Origin of the sequence: Mesorhizobium sp. M1D.F.Ca.ET.231.01.1.1, assembly GCF_003999155.2 — a bacterium.
Classification (GTDB): Bacteria; Pseudomonadota; Alphaproteobacteria; order Rhizobiales; family Rhizobiaceae; genus Mesorhizobium.
On record NZ_RZOZ02000004.1, the window covers coordinates 1 to 19,943 of the forward strand.

General features: G+C 64.9%; 15 protein-coding genes. 10 read left to right on the top strand and 5 right to left on the bottom strand.

Features of this window, described 5'->3' with window-relative positions:
• Nucleotides 1-139: 139 nt before the first annotated feature.
• The gene (locus EN874_RS12590; protein ID WP_127428781.1) at nt 140-625 is read right to left on the bottom strand and encodes a MarR family transcriptional regulator; all 486 of its coding nucleotides are present in this window, start codon (nt 623-625) and stop codon (nt 140-142) included.
• A gap of 101 nt (nt 626-726) precedes the next feature.
• Here EN874_RS12590 and EN874_RS12595 point away from each other — a divergent pair, with 101 nt between their 5' ends.
• Complete coding sequence (locus EN874_RS12595) at nt 727-1,641, top strand: DMT family transporter (protein ID WP_127428780.1); 915 nt, start codon at nt 727-729, stop codon at nt 1,639-1,641.
• Between the two features lie 129 nt (nt 1,642-1,770).
• Here the strand turns inward: EN874_RS12595 and ubiG are convergent, their stop codons facing one another.
• Nucleotides 1,771-2,520, bottom strand: a complete 750-nt coding sequence (ubiG, locus tag EN874_RS12600) for a bifunctional 2-polyprenyl-6-hydroxyphenol methylase/3-demethylubiquinol 3-O-methyltransferase UbiG (RefSeq protein ID WP_127428779.1) — start codon at nt 2,518-2,520, stop codon at nt 1,771-1,773.
• Between the two features lie 127 nt (nt 2,521-2,647).
• Nucleotides 2,648-2,944 carry a hypothetical protein gene (locus EN874_RS12605; RefSeq protein WP_127428778.1) on the bottom strand — a complete coding sequence of 99 codons (297 nt, stop codon included), beginning with the start codon at nt 2,942-2,944 and terminating at the stop codon, nt 2,648-2,650.
• Nucleotides 2,945-3,159: 215 nt separating this feature from the next.
• Here EN874_RS12605 and EN874_RS12610 point away from each other — a divergent pair, with 215 nt between their 5' ends.
• The 8 genes from EN874_RS12610 (at nt 3,160) to EN874_RS12645 (ending at nt 15,147) form a co-directional block, all read left to right on the top strand.
• Entirely contained in the window at nt 3,160-4,413 is a 1,254-nt protein-coding gene (locus EN874_RS12610) for an aspartate kinase (protein WP_127428777.1), read from the top strand.
• Nucleotides 4,414-4,496: 83 nt separating this feature from the next.
• On the top strand, nt 4,497-6,767 hold the full coding sequence (gene ptsP / locus EN874_RS12615) for a phosphoenolpyruvate--protein phosphotransferase (protein ID WP_127428776.1): 2,271 nt from the start codon (nt 4,497-4,499) through the stop codon (nt 6,765-6,767).
• A gap of 9 nt (nt 6,768-6,776) precedes the next feature.
• Nucleotides 6,777-7,856, top strand: a complete 1,080-nt coding sequence (gene prfA / locus EN874_RS12620; protein ID WP_127428775.1) for a peptide chain release factor 1 — start codon at nt 6,777-6,779, stop codon at nt 7,854-7,856.
• Nucleotides 7,849-8,718: a peptide chain release factor N(5)-glutamine methyltransferase gene (gene prmC / locus EN874_RS12625; protein WP_127428774.1), complete on the top strand. Its 870-nt coding sequence runs from the start codon at nt 7,849-7,851 to the stop codon at nt 8,716-8,718. Before prfA ends, prmC begins: the two co-directional genes overlap by 8 nt.
• A gap of 338 nt (nt 8,719-9,056) precedes the next feature.
• Nucleotides 9,057-10,037, top strand: a complete 981-nt coding sequence (locus EN874_RS12630; protein ID WP_245513551.1) for a DUF4167 domain-containing protein — start codon at nt 9,057-9,059, stop codon at nt 10,035-10,037.
• A 291-nt stretch (nt 10,038-10,328) separates the two neighbouring features.
• Entirely contained in the window at nt 10,329-12,935 is a 2,607-nt protein-coding gene (clpB, locus tag EN874_RS12635) for an ATP-dependent chaperone ClpB (protein WP_127428772.1), read from the top strand.
• A 175-nt stretch (nt 12,936-13,110) separates the two neighbouring features.
• Nucleotides 13,111-13,470, top strand: a complete 360-nt coding sequence (locus EN874_RS12640; protein ID WP_127428771.1) for an MmcQ/YjbR family DNA-binding protein — start codon at nt 13,111-13,113, stop codon at nt 13,468-13,470.
• 141 nt (nt 13,471-13,611) lie between these two features.
• Complete coding sequence (locus tag EN874_RS12645; RefSeq protein ID WP_127428770.1) at nt 13,612-15,147, top strand: L,D-transpeptidase family protein; 1,536 nt, start codon at nt 13,612-13,614, stop codon at nt 15,145-15,147.
• On the opposite strand, the gene EN874_RS12650 is transcribed toward EN874_RS12645, so the two are convergent.
• Nucleotides 15,121-15,753, bottom strand: coding sequence for a TMEM175 family protein (locus EN874_RS12650; protein ID WP_127428769.1), 633 nt, complete (start codon nt 15,751-15,753; stop codon nt 15,121-15,123). The two genes, EN874_RS12645 and EN874_RS12650, sit on opposite strands and share 27 nt — an antisense overlap.
• Before the next feature lie 174 nt (nt 15,754-15,927).
• Here EN874_RS12650 and EN874_RS12655 point away from each other — a divergent pair, with 174 nt between their 5' ends.
• Nucleotides 15,928-17,481, top strand: coding sequence for an MFS transporter (locus tag EN874_RS12655; protein WP_127428768.1), 1,554 nt, complete (start codon nt 15,928-15,930; stop codon nt 17,479-17,481).
• On the opposite strand, the gene EN874_RS12660 is transcribed toward EN874_RS12655, so the two are convergent.
• Entirely contained in the window at nt 17,478-19,457 is a 1,980-nt protein-coding gene (locus tag EN874_RS12660) for a M23 family metallopeptidase (RefSeq protein ID WP_127428767.1), read from the bottom strand. The genes EN874_RS12655 and EN874_RS12660 overlap by 4 nt on opposite strands.
• Nucleotides 19,458-19,943: the final 486 nt, after the last annotated feature.

Consider the following 19,943-nt stretch of genomic DNA (forward strand, 5'->3'; position numbering starts at 1 on the left):
TTCTCAGGCTCTCTTGACTATTCTGTATTGTTCGACGGATCGCCTCTGTCGTTGTGGCGCTGCCGTGAAGAACCTGGCCCATAGTGCATCCTTCCATTCTTGGGAAAACAATGCACCATCAAATGCCGGGATCAAACACCTAGCTCAAGCTTCCGATCAGCTTTTCCAGCAATCTTGCCAGCATATCCCGGTCCTGGCCTGTCAATCCGGCGAGGATCTGGTGTTCGTTGGCGACATGGGCGGCAAGCGCTTCGTCGACGAGCGCGAGGCCTTTCGCCGTGAGTTCCACGACAACCCCGCGCCGGTCGCTTGGGTGCGGCGCGCGCCGGATCAGGCCGGCCTTCTCCAGCCGGTCGAGGCGGGCGGTCATGGCGCCGGAGGTGACCATCGTCGCCTCGTAAAGCTCGGTCGGCGTGAGCGCGTACGGCGCGCCCGACCGGCGCAAGGTCGCCAACACGTCGAACTCGCCTTGCTGCAATCCGAAGCGCGCAAACAGCGGCGCCAGCCGTTCGCGCGAGATCAGCGAGGCAGCTTCGTTCAACCGTCCGATCACGCCCATCGGCGAAACGTCCAGGTCGGGCCGCTCTCTCCGCCATTGCTCGATCGCTCTCGCTGCACGGTCCATGTGCCTCACCCCAAAGTATCTTGACATTAAGAATCTTTTCGCTATCTTAACTCGAGAAGAGATGCAGGCCAAGTGCCGCGCTTGAACGACGGGATCATCCGATGAAATTTCTCTGGGATTCAGCCGCTGGGCTTCTGATCGTCACCGGCGGACTGCTGGGCATGACGCTGCCCTTCGGCAAGCTTGCGACCGCTGCCGGCGTGCCGGCCATGGTCTGGGCCTTCGTTATCTCGCTCGGCGCCGGCGGCGTGCTGCTGATCGCGCTTCTGCTGCTTGGCCAGCGCATCCGGCTGACGGCGCACAAGCTGCGCTATTTCTTTGTCACGGCGGCGGTGTCCTATGCCTTTCCCAATCTCTTGATGTTCTCGGCCATTCCGCATCTAGGCGCCGGCTACACCGGCATCATGTTCACGCTGTCGCCGGTCGTCACGCTCGTGTTCTCGATCCTGCTCGGCGTGCGTCAGCCCAACCTCACCGGCGTCGTCGGCATCGCCGTCGGTTTCGTCGGCGCGGTCATGGTCGCGCTCACTCGGGGCGAGGCCGGCCAGCCCGCCGATTATTTCTGGGTGGCGATGGGCCTGCTTATCCCGGTCAGCCTCGCCGCCGGCAACATCTACCGCACGGTCGACTGGCCCAAGGATACGGGCCCGATCGAACTCGCCGTCGGCAGTCATCTGGCATCGGCCACCTTGCTTCTCCTCGGCATCCTGGCGCTGTTCGGCTGGCAGGCGTTCGCCCCGCTCGGCGCCGTGCCGCTGGTGGTCGCCGGACAAGTGGCGTCGGCTTCGGCGATGTTTGCTTTCTTCTTCCGGCTGCAGGCGGTCGGCGGCCCGGTCTATCTCAGCCAGATCGGCTATGTGGCGGCGGCCGTCGGGCTCTTTGCCGGCACGATCTTCCTCGGCGAGCACTATCAGCTTTTGACCTGGCTAGGTGCCGCCATCATCACCGCCGGCGTGTTCATCACCACCAAGGCGCAGAGCCAGCCAAGCACGAAGCTGCAAAGCCAGGCGGCCTAATGCATGTCGCCCCGGAAGTGTGCAGCGGCTTTGGGATAACGACATGCATAAAAACAAAGACTTAAAGTGCGTCGCCTGAATCCGCTTCTACGCGACGCGCTCTAAGTCCAAAACCGCAATGTTGGCCAGTCAGACCGAAGCCTTCTCGGCCAGCACCATGTAGTTGACGTCCATGTCCTTGGACTTCTGCCAGCGGTCGGCCAGCGGATGATAGATGACGCCGGTGCGGTCGATGATCTTGAGCCCCGCCGCGCCGAGCGCCTTCGCCAGTTCGTCGGGCCGCACCAGCTTGCCGAACTGGTGGGTGCCGCGCGGCAGCCAGCGCAGCACATATTCGGCGCCGATGATGGCAAGGCCAAGCGCCTTCAGCGTGCGGTTGATGGTGGCCACGAACATGATGCCGCCAGGCCGGACCATCTCACTGCATTTGGCGACGAACAGATCGACATCGGCGACATGCTCGACCACCTCCATGTTGAGGATGACGTCGAAGGTCTCCCCGGCGTCGGCCAGTGCTTCGGCCGTGGTGGCGCGATAGTCGACGCTGACGCCGGCCTCCGCCGCATGCAGCTTGGCGACCTCGATGTTGGTGGCCGAGGCGTCGGCGCCGACCACCTCGGCGCCAAGCCGCGCCATCGGCTCGCACAAAAGCCCGCCGCCGCAGCCGATGTCGAGGAAGCGTAGGCCCTCGAACGGCCTCGCCGCGCGCGGATCGCGACCGAAGCGCGCCGCCACCTGGTCGCGGATATAGGCAAGGCGCACAGGGTTGAACTTGTGCAGCGGCCGGAACTTGCCGTTCGGGTTCCACCATTCGGCGGCAAGGGCGGAAAAGCGCTCGACTTCTCCGGCATCGATGGTCGATCGGCGGGGCTCAGGCATGGGCGGGTCTCCTCGAACGCCAGGAACTCGGGGAACGCTAGGAAGTCGGGCGTGGTGGAAGGAATGTCAAGGCAGGTTTTTTGGCTGCTGCCAAGAATGCGCTGTGCTTCCCGGGCGGCAATCCTGGTCAACGCGACAGCGCGACCGCCGCATGACTCATGGCCACGCTGGCCGGCTCGATCGCCCGCATCGCCTCGCAATCGCCGATCTCGGCCATGATCCGCTGCGCCGCCGACTGGGCCCGTTCGAGGCTTTGCCAGCGCACGACATCGATCCAGCTTCCATCCTCGCGCGTGCCGAGATGGCGGCTGAGAAAGCCGGGCTGGCGCGCGAGCCAGCCGGTGACGACGCCATTTTGGGCGACAAAATCACCTGCAGCCTCCGGCTTCAGGCGGAAGCTGACGATCTCCAGCGTCTCGGTCATCGATTCCTCCATGGTCTTCCCCGACCTTATCGCATGAAGGTCGCAGGAATCTGTCAGGAGACCGCGCACCGCCTGGAGCCCTGTTATCCCGCCATCGCTTGCGAAGCTTTGCTGTTTTGGCTAAGGAGGCCGCGCATTTCCGCGGCTCGGCCTTGCCGGGCGCATCTTTCCGTTTCCGGCCCTGGGCCGGCTTCAGTCAAAGGCATCTCGCTCCCATGGCGCGCATCGTGATGAAATTCGGCGGAACCTCGGTCGCCGACATCGCCCGCATCCGCAATGTGGCGCGCCATGTCAAACGCGAGGTCGATGCCGGCCACGAGGTCGCCGTGGTGGTTTCGGCCATGGCCGGCAAGACCAACGAGCTGGTCGCCTGGACGCGCGAGGCCTCGCCGATGCACGACGCGCGCGAATATGACGCCGTCGTCGCTTCCGGCGAGCAGGTTACTGCCGGCCTGTTGGCGATCGCCCTGCAGAATATGGGCGTGCATGCCCGCTCCTGGCAGGGCTGGCAGATCCCGATCAAGACCGACAACGCCCATGGGGCGGCGCGCATCCTCGACATCGACGGCGCCTTCCTGGTCAAGCGCTTCGGCGAGGGCCAGGTGGCGGTCATTGCCGGTTTCCAGGGCATCGGTCCGGACAACCGCATCGCAACGCTCGGCCGCGGCGGCTCCGACACCAGCGCGGTGGCGATCGCGGCGGCGGTCAAGGCCGACCGCTGCGACATCTATACCGACGTCGACGGCGTCTACACGACCGACCCGCGCATCGAGCCGAAGGCGCGGCGGCTGGCCAAGATTTCCTTCGAGGAAATGCTCGAGATGGCCTCGCTCGGCGCCAAGGTGCTGCAGGTGCGGTCGGTCGAGCTTGCCATGGTGCACAGGGTGCGTACCTTTGTGCGGTCGTCCTTCGACGATCCCGACGCGCCCGGAATGGGGGATTTGCTCAATCCGCCCGGAACGCTTATTTGCGACGAGGAAGAGATCGTGGAACAGCAGGTCGTCACCGGAATTGCCTACGCCAAGGACGAAGCGCAGATTTCGCTGCGCCGCGTCGGCGACCGCCCAGGCGTTGCCGCCGGCATCTTCGGCCCGCTGGCCGAGGCCAACATCAATGTCGACATGATCGTCCAGAACATCTCCGAGGACGGCAAGTTCACCGACATGACCTTCACGGTGCCGTCGGGCGACGTCGACAAGGCGCTGGCCGTGCTCGAGCGGCTGAAGGCGGATGTCGGTTACGACGTCGTGCAATCGGAAGCCGGCATGTCGAAGGTCTCGGTCATCGGCATCGGCATGCGAAGCCATGCCGGCGTGGCCGCCACCGCGTTCAAGGCGCTGGCCGACAAGGCGATCAATATCCGGGCGATCACCACGTCCGAGATCAAAATCTCGATATTGATCGACGGTCCCTATACGGAACTTGCAGTTCGTACTTTGCATTCCGTGTACGGGCTCGATAAGCAATAGCAAGAACTGAGTCAGTTGTTGCGTGAGCGCCGGCCGCGGGAGAAACTGCGGCGGGCAACGTGCCCATTGGAGAAGAAGCCGCGATGCGTGACATGGCCGGTGGCCCGCGCGTTCTGCTGAAACGGCTCCGCGAGCTCATGCAGGAGCCGCTGGAGCCGCAGGAGCGGCTCGACCGCATCGTGCGCGACATCGCCTCCAACATGGTCGCCGAGGTGTGCTCGCTCTATGTGCTGCGCGCCGATTCGGTGCTCGAGCTCTACGCCACCGAAGGTCTGAACCCCAAGGCCGTCCACCTCGCGCAACTGAGGCTCGGCCAGGGCCTGGTCGGCACGATCGCCGCCAGCGCGCGGCCGCTCAATCTCTCCAACGCGCAGGAACACCCGGCCTTCCAGTATCTGCCGGAGACCGGCGAAGAGATCTACCATTCCTTCCTCGGCGTTCCGGTGCTGCGGGCGGGGCGCACGCTCGGCGTCCTGGTCGTGCAGAACAAGACGATGCGGCAGTACCGCGAAGACGAGATTGAGGCGCTGGAGACGACGGCGATGGTGATCGCCGAGATGATCGCCACCGGCGATCTCGCCCGCCTCACCCGGCCGGGGCTGGAACTGGACCTGCGCCGTCCGGCAAGCTTCACCGGCCTTTCCTTCAACGACGGCGTCGGGCTCGGCCATGTCGTGCTGCACGAGCCGCGCATCGTCGTCACCAACCTGTTCAACGAGGACAGCGAGGAGGAGGTGCGCCGTCTCGACCGCTCGCTCGGTTCGCTGAGGCTGTCGATCGACGACATGCTGGAGCGCCGCGACGTCGCCTTCGAGGGCGAGCATCGCGAGGTGCTCGAAGCCTACCGGATGTTCGCCAACGACCGCGGCTGGGTGCGCCGGCTGGAAGAGGCGATCCGCAACGGCCTGACGGCGGAAGCGGCGGTGGAAAAGGTGCAGAGCGACATGCGCGCGCGCATGCTGCACATGACCGACCCTTATCTGCGCGAGCGCATGAGCGATTTCGACGATCTCGCCAACCGGCTCTTGCGCCAGCTGATGGGCCGCGGACCGGAGGACGTCGCGGCCTCGCTGCCCAAGGACGCCATCATCGTCGCCCGCTCGATGGGCGCCGCCGAACTGCTCGACTATCCGAGGGGCAAGCTGCGCGGCCTGGTGCTGGAGGATGGCGCGGCGACCAGCCATGTCGTCATCGTCGCGCGCGCCATGGGCATTCCGGTCGCCGGACAGGTCAAGGGCGCCGTTTCGATGTCGGAAAACGGCGACGCCATCATCGTCGACGGCGAGGAAGGCATCATCCATCTGCGGCCGCAGTCCGATCTTGAGGCAGCCTACGCCGAAAAAGTCCGTTTCCGGGCGCGGCGGCAGGAGGTCTACCGGGAACTGCGCAAGAAGCCGTCGCTGACCAAGGACGGCGTTGCAGTCGATCTCCTGATGAATGCCGGGCTGGCCGTCGACCTGCCGCAGCTTTCGGAATCGGGGGCGGCCGGCATCGGCCTGTTCCGCACCGAATTGCAGTTCATGGTCGCCTCGACCTTCCCGCGCGCCGAGGCGCAGGAGCGGCTCTACCGCGACGTGCTCGACGCCGCGCGCGGCAAGCCGGTCACCTTCCGCACCATCGACATCGGCGGCGACAAGGTGCTGCCCTATTTCAAGGGCGCGCTACAGGAGGAGAACCCGGCGCTCGGCTGGCGGGCGATCCGGCTCACCCTCGACCGCCCCGGCCTGCTCAGGACCCAGATCCGGGCGCTGCTCAAGGCCTGCGGCGGGCGCGAGCTGAAGCTGATGCTGCCGATGGTGACCGAGCTCTCGGAGATCGCGCAGGCGCGCGAGATCATCGACCGCGAAGTCCGGCACCTGTCACGCTTTGCGCATCATCTGCCGACGAGCCTCAAGCTCGGGGCGATGCTGGAGGTGCCGTCGCTCTTGTTCCAGCTCGACGAACTGATGAAGGCGGTCGATTTCGTTTCGGTCGGCTCCAACGACCTTTTCCAGTTCATCATGGCCGTCGACCGCGGCAACACGCAGCTTGCCGACCGTTTCGACACGCTGTCGGCGCCGTTCCTGCGCGTGCTGAAGCAGATCGCCGATGCCGGCGCGCGCAACCACACACCTGTGACGCTTTGCGGCGAGCTGGCCGGCAAGCCGATCTCGGCGATGGCGCTGATCGGCCTCGGCTTCCGCTCGATCTCGATGTCGCCGGCCTCGATCGGCCCGGTCAAGGCGATGCTGACCGAGCTGCCGTTGCAGGAGCTGGAAGCCTTCTTCAAGGACAATCTGATGGCGCCGGCGCAAGGAACGCCGATGCGCGCGTTGCTGCAGGCCTTTGCCGACGATCGCTCCATTCCGCTATAGCATCCTGCCATGATCAATCTGCCCCGCGACCGTATGGATCAAGTCGTCAAGCGTTTCGACATGCTCGAAGCGCAGATGTCGGCCGGTCCCGCCGCCGATGCCTACGTCAAGATGGCTTCGGAATATGCCGATATCCAGGAGATGGTGGGCAAGATCCGGGCGTTGCGCGCCGCCGAGCGGGAGCAGGCCGACCTCGAAGCGATGCTCGCCGACAAGGCAACCGACGCCGACATGCGGGCGCTGGCCGAGGCGGACCTGCCGCAGGTCGAGGAGCACATAGAGGCGCTGCAGAAGGACATCCAGATCCTGCTTCTGCCCAAGGATGCCGCCGACGACAGGAACGCCATCCTCGAAATCCGCGCCGGCACCGGCGGCGACGAGGCGGCTTTGTTCGCCGGCGATCTGTTTCGCATGTATGAGCGCTATGCCGCCTCGCGCGGCTGGCGTTTCGAGGTCGTCTCGGCCAGCGAAGGCGAAGTCGGCGGCTACAAGGAAATCATCGCCTCGGTGTCGGGCAAGGGCGTTTTCGCGCATCTGAAGTTCGAATCGGGCGTGCACCGCGTGCAGCGCGTGCCGGAGACGGAGGCCGGCGGGCGCATTCATACCTCGGCGGCCACCGTCGCCGTGCTGCCCGAGGCCGAGGAGGTCGACATCGAGATCCGCGCTGAAGACATCCGCATCGACACGATGCGCGCCTCCGGCTCCGGCGGCCAGCATGTCAACACCACGGACTCGGCGGTGCGCATCACCCATCTGCCGACCGGCATCATGGTGGTGCAGGCGGAGAAGTCGCAACACCAGAACCGGGCGCGCGCCATGCAGATTTTGCGCGCGCGGCTCTATGACCTTGAGCGCAGCCGGGCGGATGAGGAGCGGTCGTCGTCGCGAAAATTGCAGGTCGGCTCCGGCGACCGGTCGGAACGCATCCGCACCTATAATTTCCCGCAGGGACGGCTCACCGACCACCGCATCAACCTCACGCTGTACAAGCTCGACCGGGTGATGATGGGCGAGCTCGACGAGGTGATCGACGCGCTGATCGCCGACCATCAGTCGAAGCTGCTTGCCGACATGGGCATTGATGGCTGATCCTCTGCCCGCCGCGCTCGGGCCGCTGCTGCGCGTGGCGAGGGAGCGGCTCGCCGCCGCCGGCATCGCCGATCCGGCGCTCGATTCGAGGCTGATCGTCGAGCATTTTTCCGGCACGACCCGCGCCCGGGCCATCACCGAGCCCGGTCAGCCGGTCGATGCAGGGGCTTTAACCACGATCGAGGCGGCCCTGAGACGTCGCGTCGCAGGCGAGCCGGTGCATCGCATCCTCGGCTATCGCGAATTCTACGGGCTGCGGCTGTCGCTGTCGCCGGACACGCTGGAGCCGCGCCCGGACACCGAGACGCTGGTCGACGCGGTCCTGCCCTTCGCCAGGGCAACGGCCGAAAGGCTCGGCCAATGCCGTATCCTCGATCTCGGCACCGGAACCGGCGCCATAGCGCTGGCGCTGCTCAGCGCCGTGCCGGCCGCGACCGCGACCGGCGTCGACATTTCGGCTGGCGCGCTGGCGACCGCCGCGAAAAACGCCGAGGATCTGGGGCTCGGCGGGCGCTTCAAAGCCTTGCATTCCAACTGGTTTGAAAAAGTTTCGGGCCGGTACCATGTAATTGCCGCGAACCCTCCCTATATACCCAGTCGAGACATTGGAAATCTGCAGGACGAGGTCCGCGATTTCGACCCACGCCGGGCCCTCGATGGCGGCGTGGATGGTCTGGTTCCCTACAGGATCATCGCCGGAGAGGCGGAAGGGTTTCTGGAAGCGCATGGCAAGGTAGCGGTCGAGATCGGCCACACGCAGCAAGGCGAGGTCACCGCGATCTTCGCGGCAACCGGCTACAGGCTGGCGGAGGCGCGGCGCGATTTCGGTGGAAACGACAGGGTTCTGGTATTCGAGCGTTGAAACCCCTGATGCAGTGCGAAAAAACGCTTGGCAACATTAGGGAATGCAGTTAGGTTCCGGCTTGACCGGATGAGACGAAGCAGGCAGTGCTCTTAGCGATTCGGTTTTCCTTGGAAATAGCTGCCTCCTTGCGCAAACGACGCCCATGCTTCGTGCGGGAATCGTCCGGCAAGTGATGTAACCGGAACAGGATGGCACGTGGCGCCAACGCAATCGATGCGGGCGAACGCCGGTGAAAAAACGAAACGGTTGGCTGCATGAGCGCCGCCGTTCGCGAAGAGTTTTAGAAAAATTCACATGAAGAGAGTCGAATGAGGCCACAACAGCAGAACAGGCGCATGCGCGGTCGCAATAATAATGGCGGCGGTGGCAACAACAACCGCAAGGGGCCCAATCCCCTGACGCGCAACTACGAGAGCAACGGTCCGGACGTGAAAATCCGGGGATCGGCTCAGCAGATCGCCGAAAAATACGCCGCACTTGCCCGTGACGCGCAAAGCTCCGGCGACCGGGTGATGGCGGAGAACTATCTCCAGCACGCCGAACACTACAATCGCATCATTGCCGCCGCGCAGGCGCAGATGCCGATCCAGAACGCCCAGCAGAACCGCGACGATTTCGATGACGACATCGATGAGGATCGCGACGAGTTCGATACCGTCGGCAACAGCAATGCCGGGGAGGCGCAGGCTGGGCCGAACGGTTCCGGGCCGCAGCCGGTGATCGAAGGCACGCCAGCCGAGCTCGGCTTCAACCAGGAAAACGGCCGCGACAACAACCGGCGCGACAACGGCCGCGACAGGCACCGCGACCGCCGCAACGGCGGCTATGGCCAGTACGGCCAGAATGGCCAGCGCGGCGAGGGCCAGCGCGGCGAGGGTCAGCGCGGCGAACATGGCGGCCAACAGTTGGATCAGAATCGCCGCAGCGAGGTACAGGCGCAGCCTGAGGCGTCCGCAGAAGCCGGGCTCGTATCCGAAGAGCAGGCTCCGATGTTCGACAGTTTCTCGCCGGCGGGCCTCGCCGCTCAGGCCGAGCGCAATGAAGCCGCGACCGACAATGGCGGCGGGCGCCGGCAGAGGCGTCCACGTCGCGGTCGCGGCAGTGCCGAGCAGGGCTACAGCGCCGGGCAGGGCAATAGCGATGAGGGCAATGCCGGCCGGGCGGACAGCCCCGCCGATGACGGCGGCGCCGCGGAGAACCGCAACGACGCGGTCGTCACTGCCAATGAGCCGGCGAGTGCAGCGCCGAGCGAGAGCGTCGCCAACGAGCCGGCGGGCGGTACCGGCGAACCGGCGGTCGCCGACGCAAATAACTGATCCCCGGCAACTGATCCGGGTTCTTTTTCAGGCATTCGACGGCGGAGAGAAATCTCCGCCGTTTTCGTTTTTCCGCGTCCTTGTTTTGATGCCTGTCGCTCCCCCAAACCGCGACGCACTTTTGGGCGACATGCATTAGAATATTGTGCGTTGACCGATATCAAGGCGTCTTGAGAGACCCGGGCCCATACACCATATCTCGGCTGAACAGGGCCCGGCTCGAATGAGCGGGTCCGTCACCGCAATCGGATCCGGTGCCGCAAAGCGGGCCGGTGATGGAAGGAGACAGATATGAATCTTGAGAAATACTCGGAGCGCGTGCGCGGTTTCATCCAGTCCGCGCAGACCATGGCGCTCTCGCGCAACCACCAGCAATTCACTCCCGAACATATGCTCAAGGTGCTCGTCGACGACGACGAGGGCCTTGCCGCGTCCTTGATCGAGCGCGCCGGCGGCCGCGTCCGCGACATCAAGCTCGGCGTCGAGGCGGCGCTCGAGGCCATGCCCAAGGTCGAAGGCGGCAACGGCCAGCTCTACCTCGCCCAGCCGCTCGCCAAGGTGTTCTCGACCGCCGAGGAACTGGCCAAGAAGGCCGGCGACAGCTTCGTCACCGTCGAGCGGCTGCTGCAGGCGCTCGCCATGGAGAAGTCGGCCAAGACCGCCGATATCCTGGCCAAGGCCGGCGTCACCGCGCAGGCGCTGAACCAGGTCATCAACGACGTCCGCAAGGGCCGCACCGCCGATTCGGCCAATGCCGAGCAGGGCTACGACGCGTTGAAGAAATACGCGCGGGATCTCACCGCCGACGCCCGCGCCGGCAAGCTCGATCCGGTCATCGGCCGTGACGACGAGATCCGCCGCACCATCCAGGTGCTGTCGCGGCGCACCAAGAACAATCCCGTGCTGATCGGCGAGCCCGGCGTCGGCAAGACGGCGATCGCCGAAGGCCTGGCGCTGCGTATCGTCAATGGCGACGTGCCGGAATCGTTGAAGGACAAGCAGTTGATGGCGCTCGACATGGGCGCGCTGATTGCCGGCGCCAAGTATCGCGGCGAGTTCGAGGAGCGGCTGAAGGCCGTGCTCAACGAGGTCACCTCGGCCAACGGCAACATCATCCTGTTCATCGACGAGATGCACACGCTGGTCGGCGCGGGCAAGGCCGACGGGGCGATGGACGCATCGAACCTTCTGAAGCCGGCTCTGGCGCGTGGCGAGCTGCACTGCGTCGGCGCGACCACGCTCGACGAATACCGCAAGCATGTCGAGAAGGACGCCGCACTTGCCCGCCGCTTCCAGCCCGTCTTCGTCGACGAGCCGACGGTCGAGGACACCGTCTCCATCCTGCGCGGCCTGAAGGAGAAATACGAGCAGCACCACAAGGTGCGTATCTCCGATTCGGCGCTGGTCTCGGCCGCGACGCTGTCCAACCGCTACATCGCCGACCGCTTCCTGCCGGACAAGGCGATCGACCTGGTCGACGAGGCCGCGTCGCGGCTGAGGATGCAGGTCGATTCCAAGCCCGAGGCGCTGGACGAGATCGACCGCCGTATCATGCAGCTTAAGATCGAGCGCGAGGCGCTGAAGGTCGAGAAGGACGACGCCTCGAAGGATCGGCTGGCAAAGCTGGAGAAGGAGCTGGCCGACCTTGAAGAGCAGTCGACCGAGCTGACGGCCAAGTGGCAGGCCGAGAAGCAAAAGCTTGGCCTTGCGGCCGACCTGAAGAAGCAGCTCGACGAGATGCGCAACGAGCTGGCGATCGCCCAGCGCAAGGGCGAGTTCCAGCGCGCCGGCGAGCTTGCCTATGGCAAGATCCCGGAACTGGAGAAGAAGCTCAAGGAAGCCGAGGCCCAGGACGGCAAGGCCGGCATGGTGGAAGAGGTGGTCACGCCCGACCACGTCGCCCATGTCGTGTCGCGCTGGACCGGCATTCCTGTCGACAAGATGCTGGAGGGCCAACGCGAGAAACTGTTGCGCATGGAAGACGAGATCGGCAAGCGCGTCGTTGGCCAGGGCGAGGCGGTGCAGGCGGTCTCCAAGGCCGTGCGGCGGGCCCGCGCGGGTCTGCAGGATCCGAACCGGCCGATCGGCTCGTTCATGTTCCTCGGCCCCACCGGCGTTGGCAAGACGGAGCTCACCAAGGCGCTCGCCGCCTTTCTGTTCGACGACGAGAACGCCCTGGTGCGCATCGACATGTCGGAGTTCATGGAGAAGCACTCCGTCGCCCGGCTGATCGGCGCGCCCCCCGGCTATGTCGGTTATGAGGAGGGTGGCGCGTTGACCGAGGCGGTGCGGCGCCGGCCCTATCAGGTCGTGCTGTTCGACGAGATCGAGAAGGCGCATCCGGACGTGTTCAACGTGCTGCTGCAGGTGCTCGACGACGGCCGGCTGACCGACGGTCAGGGCCGCACGGTCGACTTCCGCAACACGCTGATCATCATGACGTCGAACCTCGGTGCCGAATATCTGGTCAATCTCCGCGACGATCAGGACGTGGATGCCGTGCGCGACGAGGTGATGGGCGTGGTGAGAGCCTCGTTCCGTCCGGAGTTCCTCAACCGCGTCGACGAAGTGATCCTGTTCCACCGGCTGCGCCGCCAGGATATGGACCGCATCGTCGAGATCCAGCTCAAGCGGCTGGAGAACCTGCTTGTCGATCGCAAGATCACGCTCTCGCTCGATCACGACGCGATCGAGTGGCTGGCGTCCAAGGGCTACGACCCGGCCTATGGCGCCAGGCCGCTGAAGCGGGTGATGCAGAAGGAACTGCAGGACCCGCTGGCGGAGAAGATCCTGCTCGGCGAGATCCTCGACGGCTCGACCGTCAAGGTCACCGCCGGCTCCGATCGCCTGAACTTCCGCTCGAAGCCGACCGTGGTGGCGGCCGAAGCCGCCGCCTGATTCGAGCCGGAGCGGAGCAATCCGAGGAAACTGCCTGCCGGTTTTCCGTCCGGAATTGCGTGAAACAAATACCTGGAGCGCGTCGCACCCGGCCGGTGCGGCGCGCTCTTGCATTTCGCCAGGGCCTTGCTGCAAAACCGATACCGATCTCGGTTATCGGGAAGAGGGCGATTCGTTGAAGCTCGAGGACTACAACGGCTTTTGCGCCTCGCTTCCCGCCGCAACGCATGTCGTGCAGTGGGGCGGTGCCCATGTGTGGAAGGTCGGCGGCAAGGTGTTCGCGATCGGCGGTCATAACCGGGAGGGCCAGGTCTTCGTCAGCTTCAAATGTTCCGACATGGCCTTCGACGTGCTGAAGGAACAGCCGGGCTGCCGGCCCGCGCCCTATCTCGCCTCGCGCGGCATGAAGTGGATCCAGCGCCAGACAAGCCAGAGCATGGATGATGCGGCGCTGAAGGACTATCTGCGCGAAAGCCACCGCCTGGTCGTGCTGAAGCTGACGAAACTGGCGCGCAGCGAACTAGGGCTGGGCTGACATTCGGTTCGGGATCATGGTGAAACGCCGGAAATCCGCCATCTTCATGCCCGGTTCATGTTGGAACCTTAACCTTGGTAACTGGTTTGCTGGCGAAATTGTCGCCTGCCAAGACCGAGCCGACCGGAGAGCCTGACCCACATGCTGCGCACCATCTTTTCCCTTTCGGCACTCGCGGCCGGGCTGGTGTCTTCCGGTGCGCTCGCGGCACCGAGCGGCGATGATGTGCAGAAGTCCGCCCGGCCCGCTCAACACGGCGCGCTCGTGCTCGCCCAGGACGGCAATATCGACATCTATTACGATGCCAGGGGCAACCGGGTTCTTGTCGATGCCGACACCGGCAAGGTCATCGCCATCCAGCCGCCGGGGACGAGGCTCGACCGCCGGGCCCTGCGCCGCCAGCAGCGGATGCAGGAGCTTGGGCGGGCGCCGCTCGAGGACGACGACCGCTACTATCTCGACAATCCCGACGACATGGCCCGCTTCCGCCGCAGGCAGCTGGAAGAAGAGGGCAGGGTCATTCCGCCGCCGGTCGACGAGAACGACCCCAATAACGACAATTCCGTCGACGCCTATCCGCCGGCGCCGAATGACGAGGGCTTTGCCACCACCTATCCTGAGGCGCCGAAGTCGGACGCGATCCAGCGCCAGCCACTGGACGAGGCGTCGATCGATCCGGCGCAGCCAGGTCAGGGGGAAGTGCTGCAGACCACTCCGGAGTCCGCGCTGCCGCCGGATACGGGCGGCAAGGCGACCGTCGATCCGTCGCTGTCGCTCGGCGTGCGCCAGGACGTGGCCGACCTCCAGGTGCTGCTCGACCGCGCCGGCGCTTCGCCGGGCGTCATCGACGGCCGCTTCGGTTCCAATGTCGACAAGGCCTTGGCCGCCTATAACCAGATCACCGGCAGCAATCTGAAATCGACCGATGCGGTCGGCATCAAGACGGCGCTCGCCCAGTCTGGCGGCGACGCGTTCGCCTCCTACACGATCACGCCGGAGGATGCGGCCGGGCCCTATGTCGCCTCGATCCCGGAAGATTACAGCCAAAAGGCCAAGCTCGACCGCATGGGCTACACCTCCGTCACCGAGGCGCTCGCCGAGCGCTTCCACATGGACGAAGGCTATCTGAAGTCGATCAACAAGGGGCTCGACTTCAACCGTCCCGGCACCATCATCAAGGTCGCCAATTTCGGCACGCTGGTGTCGACGCCGGTCGCCCGCATCATCGCCGACAAGGAGAAGAAGGAAGTCTTCGCCTATGACGCAAGCGGCAAGCTGGTCGCCGCCTATCCGGCCACCATCGGCTCGGCCGACACGCCGTCGCCCACCGGCATCCACGCCGTATCGCGCATCGCGCTCGACCCGAACTACACCTACAATCCCAACATCAATTTCAGGCAGGGTCAGAACGACAGGATCCTGACCATCCCGCCGGGGCCGAACGGCCCGGTCGGCTCGGTCTGGATCGCGCTGGACAAGCCGACCTACGGCATCCACGGAACGCCCGACCCCTCCAAGATCGGCAAGACCGAAAGCCATGGCTGCGTGCGGCTGACCAATTGGGACGCTCGCGAACTCGCCAAGCTGGTCTCGCCGGGCGTCACAGTGGAATTCGTCGGCGGACCATCAATCGCCGATGTCGGCGGGACCTCAACCGATGAATTTACGCAGCAATGAGCCGCGCAGTGCGGCGGCATAGATCAGCTGCACCAGCAAAATGAAGGCGATGCTCAGCAGCGGAGTGATGAGGCAAAGCAATGCCCCGATCGCCCACAGGATCTGCGCCTTGACGATGCGCTGATAGACGGTGCGTTTCGTTTGCGCATCGACATCCTCCACCAGCATGCCATTCCTTTCGGCATACCACCAGCTCGCCAACAGCGTGATGCCGAGCATCAGAAGGTTCAGCCAGTAGACGAGCACCGCGACCCGGAATTCGAGGAAGTCGGCCAGCAGGTCGGTGGAGAACGGCAGCAGCGCGATGAAGGCGAGAAAGCAGAGGTTGAGCGTCGCAAGCCGCCGGTCCGACTTCGCGATCAGGCTATGCTGCGCCTGCTGGCCGAACCAGAAGATGGTCAGCGTCAGGAAGCTGAGCGCATAGGTCAGGAAACGCGGCGCGAGTGCCAGGACAGCCGCGAGCAGCTCGCCTTCCGAATGCACCGCTTCATGCGCCGGCACCCTGATCTCCAGCACGATCAAGGTCAGCGCGATGGCAAAGACGCCGTCGGTTATGCCGACGATGCGCCCGCGCCCTTCGGCTGACGGTTCGAGCGGCCGCTTCATGGTTTCCCCCTTTTTGCGCGCAAGTTCGGACGACGGGCCGGAACCTAGCACGCAGCGGTTCGTTTGCATCGTGAATGCCGCTCCGCTGGCCATGCGGCCAGTTCAATCTGGTTTCAGAAACAGCAACCCTCTGGCTCGTTGTGACGAATGCGCCGGAGAGCTAAGCAGGCTTTCATGCAGTCACTGTACGAAGCCACCGTCGATTCGATTTCGACCGCGCCGCGCGCGAACGGCACGTTCTGCCCGCAGACGCAGCGCAAGTTCGTGCTGGTGGCGGCGATCCTCGCCTCGGCGCTCGGCTTCATCGACGGTTCGGTTCTGGCGATCGCCATGCCGGCGCTGCGCGTCAATCTCGGCGCCGGCCTGGCGGAGGCGCAGTGGATCTCCAACGCCTACGCGCTGACGCTTTCGGCGCTGATTCTGGCAGGGGGCGCGGCCGGCGACCGATTCGGCCCCAGGCGCGCATTCGTGACCGGCATCGCGCTCTTCATCGCGGCCTCGCTCGCCTGCGCGCTGGCGCCCAATCCGGCCGTGCTGATCGCGTTCCGCGCCATTCAGGGCATCGGCGCCGCCATCATGGTGCCGGGCAGCCTGGCCATCATCGCCAAGGCCTATCCAAAGAAGGAGCGTGGCCGGGCGATCGGTATCTGGGCGGCCGCTTCGGCGCTGACGACGGCGCTCGGGCCGGTGCTGGGTGGTTTTGTGCTGTCGACCTTCGGCAACGGCGTCTGGCGCGCGATCTTTGCCGTCAATCTGCCGCTCGGACTGGTTTCGATCTATCTGCTGCTCTTCAAGATCCCGGCCGACCAGCCGACCGAACAGCGCAGCCTCGACCTTGGCGGCGCCGCGCTCGCCACGCTGGCCTTCGGATCGCTGGCCTATGGATTGACGGCGATGAACGCCGAGGGAAGCGGGATGATGGCCGGGCCGGCGATCGTCGCCGGCGTCGTCCTGCTTTTCCTCTTCATCTTCTACGAGCGCTGGCAGCGCGAGCCGATGATCGATCTTGGCCTGTTTCGCATCGGCGCCTTCGCCGGCGCCAATCTAGCGACCTTCTTCCTCTACTTCGCGCTTTCGGCGAATCTCTTCTACCTGCCGATGGTCCTGATCGCGGGCTGGGGGTTGAGCTCGGCCGAGGTCGGTTTCATCTTCCTGCCGCTTTCGGCATTGATCGCGCTGCTGTCGGGGCCGGTCGGCCAGTGGTCCGACAAGATCGGCCCGCGCCTGCCTATCGCCGCCGGCAGCTTCGTCGTCGCCATAGCTTTTGCCGGGCTCACCCTGCTCTCTCACGCCGGCATCCATAATTTCTGGACCGGGACCTTTCCGCTGATGGCCTTGATGGGGCTTGGCATGGCGCTTGTGGTGTCGCCGCTGTCGACGGCGGTCATGACTTCCGTCGAAGACAAGGACACGGGCGCGGCGTCCGGCATCAACAATGCCGTGTCGCGCGTCGGCGGCCTGATCGCGGTGGCGGCCATGGGCTCGCTCGCGGCTTTCGTCTACGCGCGGTCGACCGGCAATCCTGCCGGCATCCCCGGTTTCGGCGAGCCGCCGACGTCCGGGCTCGCGGCCGATCTCGATGCGTTGCGGATTGCGGCAAGCGATTCGGCTTTTGCCGCGGTCGCCGCCGTCACGACGCTGCTTTGCCTGCTGTCGTCGCTCGTCGCCTGGTTCACCGTGCCTGGGCAGGCGTCCCCCTGGCCGCGGCGAGGCGAACGACGCGATTAATTGGGAAGCTGCGAATCGGTCTTGGCGCTGGCGACCTTCAGCGAATTGCCGTCTTCCTGCTTGAGCAGGTCGTCGATCCGCTCGCGCTCTTTCTTGAAAGCGACGAGATCGTCGCCCTTCAGCACCTTGCCGACCGGCAGGCGGACGCGCATCGAATCGACCTTGGTGCCATTGACGATCAACTCGTAGTGAAGATGCGGTCCGGTCGACAGGCCGGTCTGGCCGAGATAGCCGATCACCTGGCCCTGGCGGACATGGACCCCGGGCTCGATGCCTTTGGCGAAAGCGCTCTGGTGATTGTAGGAGGTCTCGTAGCCATTGGCGTGGCGGATGATGATCTGCTTGCCGTAGCCGCCGGCCCAGCCGGCCTTCTCCACCACGCCGTTGCCGGCGGCGATGATCGGCGATCCGATCGGCGCGGCCCAGTCGGTGCCGGTATGCATGCGCACATAACCGAGAATCGGATGCCGCCGCGCGCCGAAGCCCGAGGTGAAGCGGCCGTTGGGCAGCGGGTTGCGCAACAGGAATTGCTTGGCGCTCGACCCGTTTTCGTCGAAATAGTCGGTGCCGCCGTCCTGCATCTGGAAGCGGTAGAAATTGCGCGTCTGGCCGCCGAAATTGGCCGAAACGTAGAGAAGCTCGGAGTTGTCGGAGGTCTGGTCGTCGCCGTCGGGCTGCGAGAACAGGACCTCGAGGCGGTCGGAAGGCGAAAGCCGCGACTGGAAATCGACGTCGGAGGCAAGAAGCTTGATCAGCTTCTGGGTCATCGCTTTCGACATGCCGTAGGAGTAGGCGGTGCGGTAGATGCCGTCATAGACGTTGGGCAGGTTGCCGCGCACCACCACCGGCTGCGAATCATCGAAGGCCGTCAGCAATTCGGGATTGGGCTCCGGCTCCTGCGCCGGCACGAACTGTCCGCGATCGTCGAGCGCGATGGTGACGATGTGGGTGGTGCGGTCATAGACGCTGGTGCGGACCACCTTGGCGATATCGCCGCGCACCTCGAGGCCGACGCGCAGCACCGTTCCGGCCTTGAGCGCCGTGGCGTTCAAGAGCTTGCCGATCGCTTCCGCCATGCCGGTGGCGTCGTCGCCGGTATAGCCCGAATCGGCGAAGGCCTCGGCTATGTCGGTGTCGCTGGTGAAAGGGATGATTTCCTCGGCAAAGGCCGGCGCCTGGTCGTCCAGCGTGGCGCGCGGCGTCACCGAGACGTTCTCCGGCGTGATCTTGACGTCGTAGGAGCCGGCCATCGACTCGGCGAAGGCGTCGCCGAATCGCTGCGGATCGACATAGTGAAGCGCCGCAACCTGGACGGCGCCGTCGCTCAAGCCGTTGCCGGCTTCGCGCACCACCTTTTCCACCTCGTCGGCGGAGAGGTCGCTCTTTTCGTCGAAGGATGCCGTCTCGATCGGGAAATCGACCGTCTTCAGGCTCATCTCGCTTTCGACCTTGGCGCCGTAGATCTGGCCGGCGGCCGCGGTGGCGGTGGCCGGCTGGGCATTGTCGTCGCCGTCGTCGCCGAAGACCTGCAAAGGGTCGAATGGCGGGTAGGCGCGGCTGGTGGTGTGGCCGGCCGCAAGCGCCATCTTGATCTGCACGAACGGCATGGTGTGGATAACGTCGCGGTCGCCGACCTTGGTGACCATCGACACTTCCATGCGCCGGCGGTCCTTGGCCCTGGCGATCTGGCGCGGCGCGACCAGCCTGGTCGTCTTGGCCTGCTCTCCGGAATCGTCGCCGCCGCTGGCAAGGTTGATGAGCTCGGCGATTTCCGGCGGCGTCGCCAGTTGCTGGCGCCCGTCAAGCGCTGCGAACAAGGCCACGCCCATCAGCACGCTCGAGGTCACGCCGGTCAGGAAAGTGCCCGAGAGCCAACGCGCCGAGACCTCGCGGCGGTCAGGCGGACCGCTGCGGCCGTCCGCGATCAGCGGCGGCTCGTTGCCGAGTTCGGCTATGACATCTTCCGTGTCTGGCATCCAGAAAGGCTGCTTCTTCCCCGGGACGAAACGGCTTGTCGTTGTTCGTTGCGGCCATGACATTTGCCTGTCGCGGCCGTTGAAGTCAAACGAAGCGGCAAGGCCGGGCGGTTATCCCCACTCACACGTCTCTACAAAACGGTGCTCTTGTCGTCTGTTGTGAAGGCTCTCACGCATACGCGCGCGCCTCCCTTGGTATGCTCCGATGTCGAATCTCAATGCGGCGGCAATAGGGCTCGTTGTGGGCAGACATGGGGCTGCCGCGAGGGCAGTCGGCTTTGAAAAAATAGCCGCCGAAAAATTTGTCGCAAAAAATTCAAAAAAGTTCGAAATCGGTGTTGACGGTTCGAGTAACCCCCGACTATATACGCCCCACGAACGAGGGCGGCACGCCGCTGGCGGTAGAGAAGTTCGCTTCTAGATCTGCCCTCTGCGAAATTCAAGAGAGCCGCGTGAGCGACACTCGGACGGCCCCGAAGCCAAAAG

What these genes read in the sequence shown, in the direction of transcription:
- EN874_RS12590 (WP_127428781.1), bottom strand. Translation starts at nt 625, where the DNA reads ATGGACCGTGCAGCGAGAGCGATCGAGCAATGGCGGAGAGAGCGGCCC.
- EN874_RS12595 (WP_127428780.1), top strand. Translation starts at nt 727, where the DNA reads ATGAAATTTCTCTGGGATTCAGCCGCTGGGCTTCTGATCGTCACCGGC.
- ubiG (WP_127428779.1), bottom strand. Translation starts at nt 2,520, where the DNA reads ATGCCTGAGCCCCGCCGATCGACCATCGATGCCGGAGAAGTCGAGCGC.
- EN874_RS12605 (WP_127428778.1), bottom strand. Translation starts at nt 2,944, where the DNA reads ATGACCGAGACGCTGGAGATCGTCAGCTTCCGCCTGAAGCCGGAGGCT.
- EN874_RS12610 (WP_127428777.1), top strand. Translation starts at nt 3,160, where the DNA reads ATGGCGCGCATCGTGATGAAATTCGGCGGAACCTCGGTCGCCGACATC.
- ptsP (WP_127428776.1), top strand. Translation starts at nt 4,497, where the DNA reads ATGCGTGACATGGCCGGTGGCCCGCGCGTTCTGCTGAAACGGCTCCGC.
- prfA (WP_127428775.1), top strand. Translation starts at nt 6,777, where the DNA reads ATGATCAATCTGCCCCGCGACCGTATGGATCAAGTCGTCAAGCGTTTC.
- prmC (WP_127428774.1), top strand. Translation starts at nt 7,849, where the DNA reads ATGGCTGATCCTCTGCCCGCCGCGCTCGGGCCGCTGCTGCGCGTGGCG.
- EN874_RS12630 (WP_245513551.1), top strand. Translation starts at nt 9,057, where the DNA reads ATGCGCGGTCGCAATAATAATGGCGGCGGTGGCAACAACAACCGCAAG.
- clpB (WP_127428772.1), top strand. Translation starts at nt 10,329, where the DNA reads ATGAATCTTGAGAAATACTCGGAGCGCGTGCGCGGTTTCATCCAGTCC.
- EN874_RS12645 (WP_127428770.1), top strand. Translation starts at nt 13,612, where the DNA reads ATGCTGCGCACCATCTTTTCCCTTTCGGCACTCGCGGCCGGGCTGGTG.
- EN874_RS12650 (WP_127428769.1), bottom strand. Translation starts at nt 15,753, where the DNA reads ATGAAGCGGCCGCTCGAACCGTCAGCCGAAGGGCGCGGGCGCATCGTC.
- EN874_RS12655 (WP_127428768.1), top strand. Translation starts at nt 15,928, where the DNA reads ATGCAGTCACTGTACGAAGCCACCGTCGATTCGATTTCGACCGCGCCG.
- EN874_RS12660 (WP_127428767.1), bottom strand. Translation starts at nt 19,457, where the DNA reads ATGCCAGACACGGAAGATGTCATAGCCGAACTCGGCAACGAGCCGCCG.